General features: G+C 67.7%; 17 protein-coding genes. 14 read left to right on the forward strand and 3 right to left on the reverse strand.

Annotated elements, in window-relative coordinates; genetic code table 11:
• Window positions 1-61: 61 nt before the first annotated feature.
• From A7W11_RS20295 to A7W11_RS20305, 3 genes are all read left to right on the forward strand, one after another.
• Window positions 62-997: a 3-hydroxyacyl-CoA dehydrogenase family protein gene (locus A7W11_RS20295; protein ID WP_066418091.1), complete on the forward strand. Its 936-nt coding sequence runs from the start codon at window positions 62-64 to the stop codon at window positions 995-997.
• A 104-nt stretch (window positions 998-1101) separates the two neighbouring features.
• Window positions 1102-2433 carry a short-chain fatty acid transporter gene (locus A7W11_RS20300; RefSeq protein ID WP_066418093.1) on the forward strand — a complete coding sequence of 444 codons (1332 nt, stop codon included), beginning with the start codon at window positions 1102-1104 and terminating at the stop codon, window positions 2431-2433.
• A 25-nt stretch (window positions 2434-2458) separates the two neighbouring features.
• Window positions 2459-3184, forward strand: a complete 726-nt coding sequence (locus A7W11_RS20305; protein ID WP_066418095.1) for an SDR family NAD(P)-dependent oxidoreductase — start codon at window positions 2459-2461, stop codon at window positions 3182-3184.
• Between the two features lie 83 nt (window positions 3185-3267).
• Here the strand turns inward: A7W11_RS20305 and A7W11_RS20310 are convergent, their stop codons facing one another.
• Window positions 3268-4050, reverse strand: a complete 783-nt coding sequence (locus A7W11_RS20310) for an IclR family transcriptional regulator (RefSeq protein WP_066418096.1) — start codon at window positions 4048-4050, stop codon at window positions 3268-3270.
• 96 nt (window positions 4051-4146) lie between these two features.
• Here A7W11_RS20310 and A7W11_RS20315 point away from each other — a divergent pair, with 96 nt between their 5' ends.
• The 7 genes from A7W11_RS20315 (at window position 4147) to A7W11_RS20345 (ending at window position 8591) form a co-directional block, all read left to right on the forward strand.
• On the forward strand, window positions 4147-4836 hold the full coding sequence (locus A7W11_RS20315) for a 3-oxoacid CoA-transferase subunit A (RefSeq protein WP_066418098.1): 690 nt from the start codon (window positions 4147-4149) through the stop codon (window positions 4834-4836).
• A complete protein-coding gene (locus A7W11_RS20320; RefSeq protein ID WP_066418100.1) occupies window positions 4833-5477 on the forward strand; it encodes a 3-oxoacid CoA-transferase subunit B in 645 nt (214 codons plus the stop codon). The genes A7W11_RS20315 and A7W11_RS20320 overlap by 4 nt, the downstream gene beginning before the upstream one ends.
• A gap of 47 nt (window positions 5478-5524) precedes the next feature.
• Window positions 5525-5800, forward strand: coding sequence for a muconolactone Delta-isomerase (catC, locus tag A7W11_RS20325; protein WP_066418102.1), 276 nt, complete (start codon window positions 5525-5527; stop codon window positions 5798-5800).
• A gap of 15 nt (window positions 5801-5815) precedes the next feature.
• Window positions 5816-6112, forward strand: coding sequence for a YciI family protein (locus A7W11_RS20330; protein WP_066418104.1), 297 nt, complete (start codon window positions 5816-5818; stop codon window positions 6110-6112).
• A 131-nt stretch (window positions 6113-6243) separates the two neighbouring features.
• Complete coding sequence (gene pcaD / locus A7W11_RS20335) at window positions 6244-7026, forward strand: 3-oxoadipate enol-lactonase (protein WP_066418110.1); 783 nt, start codon at window positions 6244-6246, stop codon at window positions 7024-7026.
• Between the two features lie 5 nt (window positions 7027-7031).
• The gene (locus tag A7W11_RS20340) at window positions 7032-8072 is read left to right on the forward strand and encodes a cyclase family protein (protein ID WP_066418111.1); all 1041 of its coding nucleotides are present in this window, start codon (window positions 7032-7034) and stop codon (window positions 8070-8072) included.
• Between the two features lie 183 nt (window positions 8073-8255).
• A complete protein-coding gene (locus A7W11_RS20345; protein WP_066418114.1) occupies window positions 8256-8591 on the forward strand; it encodes an FxLYD domain-containing protein in 336 nt (111 codons plus the stop codon).
• 45 nt (window positions 8592-8636) lie between these two features.
• Here A7W11_RS20345 and A7W11_RS20350 read toward each other — a convergent pair whose 3' ends face one another.
• Window positions 8637-8969 (reverse strand): PsiF family protein, encoded by a 333-nt coding sequence (locus A7W11_RS20350; protein WP_066418116.1) that lies wholly within the window; start codon window positions 8967-8969, stop codon window positions 8637-8639.
• On the opposite strand from A7W11_RS20350, the gene A7W11_RS28105 reads away from it, so the two are divergent.
• The 4 genes from A7W11_RS28105 (at window position 8968) to A7W11_RS20370 (ending at window position 12673) form a co-directional block, all read left to right on the forward strand.
• Entirely contained in the window at window positions 8968-9111 is a 144-nt protein-coding gene (locus A7W11_RS28105) for a hypothetical protein (protein ID WP_156523175.1), read from the forward strand. The two genes, A7W11_RS20350 and A7W11_RS28105, sit on opposite strands and share 2 nt — an antisense overlap.
• Window positions 9112-9229: 118 nt before the next feature.
• Window positions 9230-9877 (forward strand): carbonic anhydrase, encoded by a 648-nt coding sequence (locus tag A7W11_RS20355; RefSeq protein ID WP_066418128.1) that lies wholly within the window; start codon window positions 9230-9232, stop codon window positions 9875-9877.
• A 521-nt stretch (window positions 9878-10398) separates the two neighbouring features.
• Window positions 10399-12132, forward strand: coding sequence for a nitrite/sulfite reductase (locus A7W11_RS20365; protein ID WP_066418132.1), 1734 nt, complete (start codon window positions 10399-10401; stop codon window positions 12130-12132).
• The gene (locus A7W11_RS20370; protein ID WP_066418142.1) at window positions 12125-12673 is read left to right on the forward strand and encodes a DUF934 domain-containing protein; all 549 of its coding nucleotides are present in this window, start codon (window positions 12125-12127) and stop codon (window positions 12671-12673) included. Before A7W11_RS20365 ends, A7W11_RS20370 begins: the two co-directional genes overlap by 8 nt.
• 60 nt (window positions 12674-12733) lie before the next feature.
• Here the strand turns inward: A7W11_RS20370 and A7W11_RS20375 are convergent, their stop codons facing one another.
• Complete coding sequence (locus A7W11_RS20375) at window positions 12734-13492, reverse strand: IclR family transcriptional regulator (protein WP_066418146.1); 759 nt, start codon at window positions 13490-13492, stop codon at window positions 12734-12736.
• Window positions 13493-13554: the final 62 nt, after the last annotated feature.

The following is a 13554-nucleotide window of genomic DNA, read 5'->3' on the forward strand; positions in this document are numbered from 1 at the left end:
GACTCCGGACGCCCCACGGGCACGCCTACGCCGGCCGCGGCCACGAGCAGCGGGTCCCGACATGACTTCTCTTCTCTCTCCCGTCGCCGTCATCGGCGCGGGCGCCATGGGCAGCGGCATCGCCGCCCTCTTCGCGGCACGCGGCATCGACGTCGTGCTGATCGATCCCATGGAAGGCGCGCTGCCGCGCGCCGAAGCCAACATCGAACGGCAGCTCCACGTGCTGCTGGGCGGCGGCGACATCGCCCCCGCCATGCAACGCATCCGCTATGACGCCGGCCTGGAGGCCGCCTGCAACGCGGCGCTGGTGATCGAAGCGGTGCCCGAGAAACTGGAACTCAAGCGCGACATCTTCTCGCGCCTGGACAGCCTGTGCTGCCCGGACACCATCCTGGCCACCAACACTTCGGGTCTGTCGATCAATGCCATCGCGCAGGCCGTCACGCGCCGCGACCGCTTCGTCGGCACGCACTTCTTCACCCCGGCCGATGTCATCCCCCTGGTCGAGGTCGTGCGCAATGACGGCACCGCCGACCGCACCGTCGCCCAGGTGATGGACACGCTGCGCCACGTGGGCAAGCGCCCCGTGCTGGTCAAGCGCGACATCCCCGGCTTCATCGCCAACCGCATCCAGCACGCCCTGGCCCGCGAAGCCATGTCCCTGCTGGAATCCGGCGTGGCCAGCGCCGAGGACATCGACGAAGTCGTGAAGTGGAGCCTGGGCATCCGGCTGGCCCTGTCCGGGCCGCTGGAGCAGCGCGACATGAACGGCCTGGACGTGCACCTGGCCATCGCCGAGTACCTGTACGCCGACCTGGAAAACCGCACCGAGCCCTCGGACCTGCTTCGCAACAAGGTGCGCGATGGCGAATTGGGCGCCAAGAGCGGCCAGGGTTTCTACGCCTGGGCGCCCGAACGCCGCGAACGCGTGCTGCGCGACAAGAGCGCCGCGCTGGCCGAACTGGTGCAGTGGCTCAACGAGCGTCCGCCCGCCTGATTACCCCTTTTCGCGCAGGGCTCGCGGCGCGCCGGCAGCTCCGGATACGCCCCGCTCCCACGCATAAATAAGCCTCACCTGATCGAGATAAGCTGGAGACACGCATGAACCGCCTTGCCAATTTCTTCACGGAGCTGATGCGCAAGTATCTGCCCGACCCCTTCGTATTCGCCCTCGGCCTGACCTTGCTGTCCGTGGTGCTGGCCATGGTGGTGGAGGGCCAGGGATTCGGCGCCATCACCCGCGAATGGGGCAAGGGTTTCTGGAGCCTGCTGGCCTTCACCACGCAGATGGCCGTGATCCTGGCCATGGGCTACGTGCTGGCCACCGCGCCCCTGACCGAACGCCTGCTGGACCGCATCGTCGGCGCCGTGCACAAGCCGCACACCGCCATCATCGTGGCCACGCTGGTGGGCTCGGTCGGCAGCTACCTGAACTGGGGCTTCGGCCTGGTGATCGGCGGCATCGTCGCCAAGAAGCTGGCCAAGCGCGTCAAGGGCGTGCACTACCCGCTGATCATCGCCGCGGCCTACAGCGGCTTCACCATGTACGGCCTGGGCCTGTCGGCCAGCATCCCGGTGCTGATCGCCACGCCGGGCCACCCGATGGCGCAGCAGATGGGCGTGATCCCGCTGTCGGAAACCATCTTCTCGCCGCCCATGCTGATCCTCAGCCTGGTCATCCTGGTGACGCTGCCGCTGCTCAACGCCTGGCTGCATCCCAAGGCCGGCCAGAAGGTGTCCGAGATCGATCCCGCCATCGACCAGGCCACGAAGGCTCCCGTCGCCGATGACGAGGATGGCCGCACGCTGGCCTCGCGCCTGAACAACAGCCGCATCCTGAGCCTGCTGATCGGCCTCTTGGGCGTGGCCTACGTGATCTTCCACATCGCCGACGGTGGTTCGCTGGACCTGAACCTCATCAACTTCGTGATCCTGTTCCTGGGCATCCTGCTGCTGGGCACGCCGGCCGCCTACGTGGCCAAGCTGTCCGAAGGCATCAAGACCATCTCGGGCATCATCCTGCAGTACCCGTTCTACGCCGGCATCATGGCCATCATGGCGGGCTCGGGCCTGGTGAACACCATCTCGGAAGTGTTCGTCGACGTCGCCACGCCGTCCACGCTGCCTTTCTGGGGCCTCATCAGCTCGTTCGTCATCAACTTCTTCGCGCCCTCGGGCGGCGGCCACTGGGTCATCCAGGGTCCGTTCATGATCGAGGCCGCCAAGGAGATCGGCAGCCCCATCAACCAGACCGCGATGTCAGTGATGCTGGGCAACGCCTGGAACGACCTGGTGCAGCCCTTCTGGATCCTGCCCGCGCTGGCGCTGTCCAAGCTGAAGCTGCGCGACGTGATGGGCTACACCGTCATCATGATGGTCTGGGTCGGCATCCTGCACATCGCCGCCGTCCTGATCTGGGGCCACATGGCCTGACCGCTCGCCACAGGAACCGCCACACATGAAACCCACCGCTTATCTGGTCACCGGCGCCAGCGCCGGCATCGGCGCCGCCATCGCGCGCGCCTTGCTGGACGCGGGCCAGCGCGTGGTCAACATCGACTACCGCCTGCCCGAGCACCCGCCCGAAGGCCTGGTCTCGATCCAGGCCGACCTGACCGATCCGCAGCAGGCGCAGGCCGCCGCGCAACAGGCCGTGCAGTCGTACGCCATCGTGGGCCTGGTGAACAACGCCGGCGCCACGCGTCCCGGCACCGCCGACACGGCCACGCTGGCCGATCTCGACTACGTCGTGAACCTGCACCTGCGCACGGCCATGATCCTGATCCAGGCCGCGCTGCCGGACATGCGCGCGGCGGGTTTCGGCCGCATCGTGAACATGTCCTCGCGCGCCGCGCTGGGCAAGCCCGAACGCGTGGTGTATTCGGCCACCAAGGCCGGCCTGATCGGCATGACGCGCACGCTGGCCATGGAGCTGGGCGGCGACGGCATCACCGTCAATGCCATCGGCCCGGGTCCCATCGCCACCGACCTGTTCATGAAGAGCAATCCGGAAGGCGCGCCGCAGACCAGGCGCATCATCGACAGCATCGTCGTCAAGCGCCTGGGCACGCCCGAGGACGTGGCGCGCGCCGCGATGTTCTTCCTGTCGCCGGACAACGGTTTCGTCACCGGGCAGGTGCTGTACGTCTGCGGCGGCACCACGCTGGGCGTGGCGCCCCTCTGATTCCGCACGCCGCCATGTCCCGCGCAACCGCCCGCCCCATGCGCCACGCCGCCCACGCGGCGCGGGCCGGCGCGCGCGCGGCGTCAGCGCCGCTGCAGGGCCTGGTTGATGTGCCCGGCCGCGCGCCGCAACGGCGGCAGGAAGGCATCGAGCATCTGCTCGCGCGAGTAGCGGTTGGCATGCCCGCTGACGTTCATCGCGCCAGTCACGCGGCCGCTGCGGTCCACGATGGGCACGGCGACCGACTGCAAGCCCGGCTCCAGCTCCTGCACCACGCAGGCGTACCCCTGCTCGCGCACCTCGGCCAGCGCGCGCTTCAATGCCGCGCGGTCGGTGAGAGTGGACGGCGTGTAGGCCTGGATCTGGCTGGCATCCAGCAGGCGGTCCTGCTCGGCCTCGGGCAGGCCGGCCAGCAGCACGCGGCCCATCGACGTGGCCCAAGCGGGCAGGCGGCTGCCCACGGCCAGGTTGATGGTCATCACCTTGTGCGTGGACAGGCGCAGGATGTAGACGATGTCGGTGCCGTCCAACACCGAGACCGAGCACGACTCGCGCGTGGTCTCGGCCACTTCTTCCATGTACGGCAAGGCCAGGTCCCACAGCGGCGTGGCCGACAGGTAGGCATAGCCGAGTTCGAGAATGCGCGGCGTCAGCGCGAAGCGGCGCTCGTCGGCCTCGACATAACCCAGTTGCAACAGCGTCAGCAGGATGCGGCGCGCGCCGGCTCGCGTCAGGCCGGTGGCGGCCGCCACTTCCGACAGCGTCATCCGGGGCCGTTGCGGCCCAAAGGCGCGGATCACCGACAGGCCGCGTGCGAAGGACTGCACGTAGCTGTCACTGGGCGGCTGGTGTGCTTGCTCGTCCATGTATTGACACCCCCTACCCGCCATGAAACGATGTTCTATAAAAGAACGAATGTTCGACTATAGAACAAATAAAACATCCACCCCTCCGAGACACTCATGATCTCCAAACTCGTATCAAGCACCGCCGACGCGCTCGCGGACGTGCCGGACGGCGCTACCGTCATGATCGGCGGCTTCGGCACCGCGGGCCAGCCTATGGAACTGATCGACGCCCTGCTCGAGCAAGGCGCGAAAGACCTGGTCATCATCAACAACAACGCCGGCAACGGCACCACCGGCCTGGCCGCCCTGCTGGGCGCCAACCGCGTGCGCAAGATCATCTGCTCGTTCCCCCGGCAGGCCGATTCGCAGATCTTCGACGGCCTGTACCGCAGCGGCAAGATCGAGCTGGAACTGGTGCCGCAGGGCAACCTGGCCGAGCGCATCCGCGCCGCCGGCGCCGGCATCGGCGCGTTCTTCTCGCCCACCGGCTACGGCACGCCCCTGGCCGAAGGCAAGGAAACGCGCGAGATCAATGGCCGCCACTACGTGCTGGAATATCCGCTGCACGCAGACTACGCGCTGATCAAGGCCGAACGGGGCGACCGCTGGGGCAATCTGGTCTACCGCAAGACCGCACGCAACTTCGGCCCCATCATGGCCAGCGCCGCCCGCGTGGCCGTGGCGCAGGTGCGCCAGACGGTGGAACTGGGCGAGCTCGATCCCGAGGCCATCGTCACCCCCGGCATCTTCGTCCAGCGTGTCGTGCAGATCGACGCCCCGCGCGGCGTCCAGGAGCAATCATGAGCAACCGTCTGAACCGCGACCAGATCGCCGCGCGCGTGGCCCGCGACATTCCCGAGGGCGCCTACGTCAACCTGGGCATCGGCCTGCCCACGCTGGTGGCCAACCACCTGCCCGCCGACCGCGAAGTGCTGCTGCATACCGAGAACGGCATGCTGGGCATGGGCCCCGCACCGGAAAAGGGCAAGGAAGACTACGACCTGATCAATGCCGGCAAGCAGCCCGTGACCGAGCTGCCCGGCTGCGCGTTCTTCCATCACGCCGACTCGTTCGCCATGATGCGCGGCGGCCACCTGGACATCTGCGTGCTGGGCGCCTTCCAGGTGTCGCGCCACGGCGACCTGGCCAACTGGCATACCGGCGCGCCCGACGCGATTCCCGCCGTGGGCGGCGCGATGGACCTGGCCATCGGCGCCAAGGACGTCTACGTGATGATGGAGCTGACCACCCGCGAAGGCCAGAGCAAGCTGGTCGAGGCATGCAGCTATCCGCTGACGGGCGTACGCTGCGTGTCGCGTGTGTACACCGATATGGCCGTGTTCGACCTGCGCGGCGGCGAGATCACGGTGATCGACCTGTTCGGCGACGCCACGCCGGAAGGCTTGCTGGCGCTGACGGGCCTGCCCCTGACGTTCAAGAACTGATCCGAGCGGCGCCCCACGGGGCGCCGCGCCTCTTCTGGAGACTTCCCATGCTGTATATGGTGCAAATGCAGGTCAACCTGCCGCACGACCTGCCCACTGAAAAAGCCGACCGCCTGAAGGCCGACGAGAAGGCCCTGGCGCAGAAGCTGCAACGCGAAGGCAAGTGGGTACACCTGTGGCGCGTGGCGGGCCGCTACGCCAACGTCAGCGTGTTCGACGTGGCCGACCACGACGAACTGAACACCCTGCTGTTCTCGCTGCCGCTGTTCCCGTACATGGACGTGCAGGTGACCGCCCTGGCGCGTCACGGCTCGGCCATCTGATCCCGGGGGTCCGCCATGCCCTTCATCATCGAAACCTTCGACAAGCCAGACCACCAGGCCGTGCGCCAGCAGCATCGTCCGGAACACCTGAAGTTCCTGGACGAGAACAAGCATCTGCTGCTGGCCTGCGGCGCCAAGCTGAACGACGACGGCAGCGATGCCGGCGGCGGCCTGTACGTGGTGGCGCTGGACACGCGCGAGCAAGCCGAGCGCTTCATCGCCGCCGATCCCTTCCACAAGGCCGGCCTGTTCGAGCGGGTCACGCTGACCCGCTGGCGCAAGGCCTACGTCGACGGCACGTCCTATCTGTAGAGCGAGGACGGCGCACTGACCCCTGACACGCCGGCACGGCGATACGTGCTGGCCAATGGCGCGGCACGCCGCCTCTTTTCATCCGTGCGGGGCTGCGCGCCCCGCCCCTGATTCACGCGAGCTTTTTCACCATGCCCTACGCCAAACTCAGCCACGCCACGCTGTATTACGTGATCGACGGCGCCGACGACGCCCCCGCGCTGGTGCTGTCCAACTCCCTGGGATCCAGCGCCGACATGTGGTCGCAGCAGATCCCCGAGCTGGCCAGGCATTTCCGCGTGCTGCGCTACGACACGCGCGGCCACGGCCGCTCGTCCGTACCCGACGGCGAATACACGTTCGACGCACTGGCCGAGGACGTGCGCGAGCTGATGGACCACGTCGGCATCGAACGCGCCCATTTCTGCGGCCTGTCGATGGGTGGTCCGACCGGCATGACGCTGGCGCTGAAGCACCCGCAGCGCGTGGACCGGCTGGTGCTGTGCAACACGGCCGCGCGCCTGGGCTCGGTGGAAAGCTGGAGCACGCGCATGACCGCCGTCGCGCAGGACAGCGTGTCGAACATGGCGCCCGCGCTGGTCGAACGCTGGCTGACGCCCGCCTACCGCGCCGCGCAGCCCGGCCTGACGCAGGTGCTGGTCGACATGCTGCGCCGCACGCCGGACGCCGGCTACATCGCCAATTGCGCCGCGCTGCGCGACAATGACCTGCGCGAGCAGGCGCAGGCCATCCGCGCGCGTACCCTGGTCATCGCCAGCACGCACGACATGGCCGCCACGCCGCAGCAGGGCCGCGAACTGGCCGGCTCCATCACCGGCGCGCGTTACCTGGAACTGGACACCTCGCACATCTCGAACTGGGAACAGCCCGAAGCCTTCACGCGCGCCGTGCTGGATTTCCTGCAGGAGGACTGACCGCCATGCAACGCTGGAAGCAACGGCCGGAAGGCTCGAACTGGGGCGATTTCGGACCGGACGACCAATTGGGCCGCCTGAACCTGATCCAGGAAGCGCAAGTGCTGAACGGCGCGCGCGAGATCCGCGCGGGCAAGACGTTCTGCCTGTCGCTGCCGTTGAACCTGCCGGGCGGCAACGTACTGAACCCGCGCCGCCATCCGCCGCAACTGAGCCCCACCCGCCTGCAAGACACGCCTTACCTGAACTTTCCGCTGCGCAACATCAATCCCGATGCGGTCGACGTGCTCAGCGACGACCAGGTGCTGCTGTCCACGCAGTATTCGACGCAGTGGGATTCGCTGGCGCACGTGGGCGCGCTGTTCGACGCCGATGGCGACGGGACGGCCGAACTCTGCTATTACAACGGCTTTCGGGCGGGGGTGGACGTGGTCGGCCCCGCCGACGGCGACCATACCGGCTGCGGCTGCAACAGCGGCGGCCCATCCGCCGCACTGCGCCTGGGCGTGGAAAACCTGGCCGAGAAAGGCATGCAGGGCCGCGGCGTGCTGATCGACCTGGCGCGCCACTTCGGCACCGGCCGCACCCTGATCGGCCTGCGCGAGCTGCAGCAGGCGATGGACGCGGACGGCATCCAGGTCGAATCCGGCGACATGCTGTGCCTGCGCACCGGCTACGCCGAGAAAGTGGTCGAAATGAACGGCAAACCCGACGGCGACGTGCTGCATCGCTATGGCGCGGCCCTCGACGGCACCGATGCGGCGCTGCTGCAGTGGATCACCGACAGCGGCATCGCGGCGCTGTGCGCGGACAACTATGCGGTGGAAGCCTATCCCTCGCGCGCCACCAGCGGGCAGCGCCCGATGCTGCCGCTGCATCACCACTGCCTGTTCAAGCTGGGCCTGCCGCTGGCCGAGCTCTGGTACATGAAGGACCTGGCCGAGTGGCTGCACGCCAACGGCCGCCATCGCTTCATGCTGACCGCGCCCCCGCTGCGGCTGCCGCACGCCATCGGCTCGCCGGCCACGCCCATCGCGACGGTCTGACAGTGGCCGGCGGCGCGTCGTTGCGGCGGCCCGGCAAGACAGCCCTCTTTCCGGCGTCGTCGCGGCGCCACGGGCCGGGCCCGACGCGCCATAAACAAACCGACACGACTGCGCACCGCGCTGTCACATCTGCCCGCTTATGGTGATGGGCATCGGCGCCGCGCGCCGCTTTCGGAGTCGCCCATGAAAATGCGAATCGCCGCCTTGCTGCTGGCCCTGGCCGCCGGCTCGGCCACTGCCCAAAGCCTGTCCTACGGCGTCTCGGTATCCAATCTGCAAGCCACCCGCGACACCACGATGGGCCAGACCACCATCACCGGCACGGTCACCAACAACGGCGACAAGCTGCTGCCGTCGCCCTCCATTGTCTTCGCGTTGTACGACGCCAATGGCGCCGAAATCGGCCGCGTCTCGCAACGCGCCGAGGCGCCGCTGCCGCCGGGTGCGTCGTGGCAACTGCTGGCGACCACCCCGCAGACCTTCAGCCGCTTCACGGCGGTGGACGTCAAGGCCGAATGACGGCGGGCGCCATGCCGGCCTTGCACCGGCATGGCGACGCGATCATCAGGTCTTGTTGCTCAGGCAGGTCTTCATGAAGGCGCGGCGCTTGTCGCCCATCAGCGACTGCGAGGACGCCTGCGTGTTGCAGTCCTTCATGCGCTGCTGCTGCGGCGTCGCGGCCTTGGCGGGCGCCTCGCCCTTGAGGCAACTGCTCATGTAAGCCTTGCGCTCGTCGCCCTTCTTGTCGGCGGCGGTCTTGTTGCAGTCGGCCATGCGCTGCTGCTGCGGCGTGGGCGTCTTGGCGGGCGCGGGAGTCGTCTGCTGCGCCCAGGCGGGCGCGGTGCACAATACCGCCAGCATGGCGGCTGCCGTCAGTTCACGGGTGAGTAAAGCCATGGTTTCCTCCTGGGCGCGCCCCGTCCGGACGGAATGCACGGACAAGCAGGGCCGGCGCATGCTCGGCCCCGGAAAGGCCGGCAAGCCATCATCCGGCAAAAGCTGGGGCGGGCGCAAGCGCGTCGAGCTGTCTGAAAACTGAAAAATCTTGCAGGCGGCCGTCGGGCCGATATGGGAAAATCCGGGGTGCCCGCGCGCCGCACCGCCCCGATCCAGGGCCACGCGACGGCGCCGGACGCCAGAACTCAAGGAAGAAGGACATGTTCCCCAAAAGACTTACCGATGGCTACCAGTCGTTCCTGAAGGGCCGCTTCCCCGGCGAAAGCAGCCGTTACCAAGCCCTGGGCGAGACCGGCCAAAGCCCCGAGACGCTCATCATCGGCTGTTGCGACTCGCGCGTGTCGCCCGAGGTCATCTTCGACGTCGGTCCTGGCGAACTGTTCGTCATCCGCAACGTGGCCAACCTGGTCCCGCCCGCGGAAACCGATTCGGAATCCTCGTACCACGGCACCAGCGCGGCCATCGAGTTCGCGGTCAACGGCCTGAAGGTCAAGAACATCGTGGTGCTGGGCCATGCCTCGTGCGGCGGCATCCGCGCCTTCTACGACGACGCCGAGCCGCTGTCCAAGATGGACTTCATCGGCAAGTGGATGTCGCAGATCAGCCCCGTGGCCGAGCGCCTGGGCGAGTCGACCGGCGACCGCGCCACCGACCTCAAGCGCCTGGAACTGGCCGTCATCGAGCAAAGCCTGTCCAACCTGCTGACCTTCCCATCGATCCGCCGCCGCGTGGACGCCGGCGAGCTGGTGCTGCACGGCGCCTATTTCGGCGTGGCCACGGGCGTGCTGTTCGTGCGCGACCCGGCCACCGGCCAGTTCGCGCCCTGCGTGGAAAATCCGGCCGGCTGATCACAGCCAGCAGGAAAACCTAGTTGCCCATCCGCCTGGACTGCTGCCGGTTCAGGCGCGCGGCCTCTTCCTCGGCGTAGTCACGCTCGCCAGGCTCGTACTGGCCTTCATACATGCAACTACGCCACCAACTGCAATCGCTGCTGCGTTTCGGCTCGTCCGGCCTGCCCGACGAGCAACCGGCGAGGGTTGCGGCCAGCACCAGCGCGGCGCCGCATCGTCCCAATATGTGAAGCGACATCTGTACAACCCCAGCAAAAGACACTACGGGTCTTTTATAGCATCCGGCCTTTGGCCTGCCGGATGGCGGGCCTGTCCTGCGACAGGCAGGTAACGCCGCCTTCACAACCGGGCGCTCCTTCCTTATTACCAGAAAGACTTAGACCCGTCGTATTGTCTGCTGTTACGGTTATGAGAACCCGAAGACCGCACCGCATGCCTCCTGCGATGCCCGCGGCCCGGCGGCAGGACAACCGCCCTGCTTCGCCCGACAACAGACTCCAACGCAACAGACAACCATCATGTATGTCTACGATCCGGTCGACCAGCAACTGGTCGACGAGCGCGTGGCGCAGTTCACCGACCAGACGCGCCGGTTCCTCGACGGCCAACTGACCGAAGACGAATTCCGCGTCCTGCGCCTGCAGAACGGCCTGTACGTGCAACGCCATGCGCCGATGCTGCGCGTGGCCATCCCCTACGGCATGCTGGCCGCGCGCCAGTTGCGCACGCTGGCCTACATCGCCCGCACCTGGGATCGCGGCTACGGCCACTTTTCCACGCGCCAGAACATCCAGTTCAACTGGCCGCGCCTGGAAGACGTGCCCGCCATCCTGGCCGAACTGGCCAAGGTGCAGATGCACGCCATCCAGACCAGCGGCAACTGTATCCGCAACACCACCACCGACCACTTCGCCGGCATCGCGCCCGACGAGCTGATCAACCCGCTGGTGTGGTGCGAGATCATCCGCCAGTGGTCCACGCTGCACCCCGAATTCGCCTTCCTGCCGCGCAAGTTCAAGATCGCCGTCAGCGGCGCCGTCGAGGATCGCGCCGCCGTGGGCGTGCACGACATCGGCCTGCAAGCGGTCGAACGTGACGGCAAGATGGGTTTCCGCGTGTGGATCGGCGGCGGCCTGGGCCGCACGCCCATGGTCGGGCACCTGATCAATCCTTTCGTCGAATGGCAGCACCTGCTGACCTACCTGCAAGCCGCGCTGCGCGTCTACAACCTGCATGGCCGCCGCGACAACAAGTACAAGGCGCGCATCAAGATCCTGGTGAAGGACCTGACGCCCGCCCTGTATGCCCAGCAGGTCGATGAAGAGTGGCAGCGCATCAAGGACGGCCCCGACACGATCACGCAGCAGTTCGTCGACACGATCGCCAGCCGCTTCACGTGGCCGCAATACGATGCGCAGGCCGCCAACGATGCCGACACCACGGCCGAGCAGGCCGCGCTGAACCCTGCCTTCGCGCACTGGCTGCGCCGCAACGTGAAGGATCACAAGGTGGCGGGCTATGCCGCCGTCACCGTGTCGCTCAAGCCCACCGGCGTGCCGCCGGGCGACATCACGGCCGACCAGATGGACGCCGTGGCCGACCTGTCCGAACGCTATGGCTTCGGCGAACTGCGCGTCTCGCACGAGCAGAACCTGATCCTGGCCGACGTGCGCCGCTCGCAGCTGCACGAACTCTGGCAGGAATTGCGCGCCCTGGGCCTGGCCACCGCCAACATCGGCCTGTTGACCAACATCATCGCCTGTCCGGGCGGAGACTTCTGCTCGCTGGCCAATGCCGTCTCCATTCCCGTGGCCGAGTCCATCCAGCGCCGCTTCGACGACCTGGACTACCTGTTCGAGATCGGCGAACTCGACCTGAACATCTCGGGCTGCATCAACGCCTGCGGCCACCATCACGTGGGCCACATCGGCATCCTGGGCGTGGATAAGGCCGGCGAAGAGTGGTATCAGGTCACCATCGGCGGCCGCCAGAACGGCGCGGCCAAACCGCTGCCCGACCTGGAATCGCTGCGTGGCGGCGGCGCGGCCATCGGCCGCATCATCGGCCCCTCGTTCGCGCGCGACACCGTGCCGGTCGTCGTCGATCGCCTGATCCGCACCTACCTCGGCCTGCGCGACAGCGAGGACGAGCGCTTCATCGACGTGGTCGACCGCCTCGGCATCGATCCGTTCAAGAAAGACGTCTACAGCGATCCCGAGATCGTCAAGCCCGAGGAGACCGCGGATGCCTGACGCAGCCCTGGACCTGAGCAGTGCCCACCTGATCCACCACGGCGAGCTGCAAGCCAATACGTGGCGCAACTACGTGCCGGAAGAAGGTGCCGCGGCTGACGCCGCGGCGGCCGTTGCCGTGCCCGCCGACGAACCCGGCTGGATCGTGCCGCTGGCCACCTGGAAGGCCGCCCGCGACGTGCTGCGCGCACGCCGGCATCCGGTGGGCGTGCAACTGCCGCCGGATACCGACCTGGCCGACCTGCTGGGTGGCGATGCCGATACGCTGGACACCACCGGCATCGCGTTGATCGCCGTCGAGTTCCCGGCCTACACCGACGGCCGTGGTTATTCGCTGGCGCAACTGCTGCGCACGCGTTATGGCTACACCGGCGAACTGCGCGCGGTGGGCGACGTGATGATCGACACCATCCACTACCAGGCGCGCGTCGGCTTCGACAGCTTCCTGGTCAAGCCGGGCCACGATCCGCACAAGGCGCTGGCCGCGTTCAAGACTTTCAGCGTGCACTACCAGAAGACCTATCTGGTGCCGGCCGCCTGAGGCCGCCCGGCAGGGGTGGCGCCGTCATCCCGCCTGGCGGGAGGCGGCGCCCCCGGGCCTTCATAAGGGCGCCTGGGCCAACTGAGCCCGGATCTGCTCCGCAATGGCGCGCTGGCGCCCGGCCGGCATCCGGTCGATCAGGCTGGATACGCTGACCGCCACGCGCGGATAGCCGCCCGCGTCGCAAAGCGCCGCCCCCACGCCCAGCACCCCCGGAACGGCCGAGTTCCCCACCACCGCCCAGCCGCGATCGCGCGTGTTGCTCACCAGCCGGCGCATCTGCTCGACCGTCATCCCGCCGTAGGCGCGCAGCGCCCCGGCGTTCTGCGCAATGACCTCCTGTGCCTCGGCGTCCGGCATTGCCGACAGCAACGCCAGCCCGGCAGCCCCCACCCCCAACGGCTGGCGATGGCCCACCGTGACGGCCAGGACCTGCACGGCGTAATTGCCGACCTCGCGATGCAGGCACAGCGAGTCCCCGCCCGCGCGCACGATAAGAAAGGACGAATCGCCGCTGGCATCGCTGATCCGCCGCATCGCGGGCCGCAGGCGCCGCACGGCTTCGGCATGCGGGTCCGCGGCCATCAGCGCGGCCGTTTCGGCGGTGCGCCAGCGCACGGCGTCCGGTTCGCGTACCGCGTACCCCTCTTCCACCAGCACGTCCAGGTAGCGATACACCGTGGATCGCTGCATCCCCGCGCGCCGCGCGATCTCGACCACGTGCAGCCCACCCGCCCCCGCCTCCCTGAGCACGCGCAGGATGCGCAAGCCGCGCCGCAATACGCGCGGGCCACTCTCGACAGAGATTTCGTTGTTCATTATTTGGACAAGTACCGTTGGCGATGCAGGCATTGCACCTGAATATAGGTCTCGACAGGCAC

It is taken from the genome of Bordetella ansorpii (assembly GCF_900078315.1).
Classification (GTDB): Bacteria; Pseudomonadota; Gammaproteobacteria; order Burkholderiales; family Burkholderiaceae_B; genus Bordetella; species Bordetella ansorpii.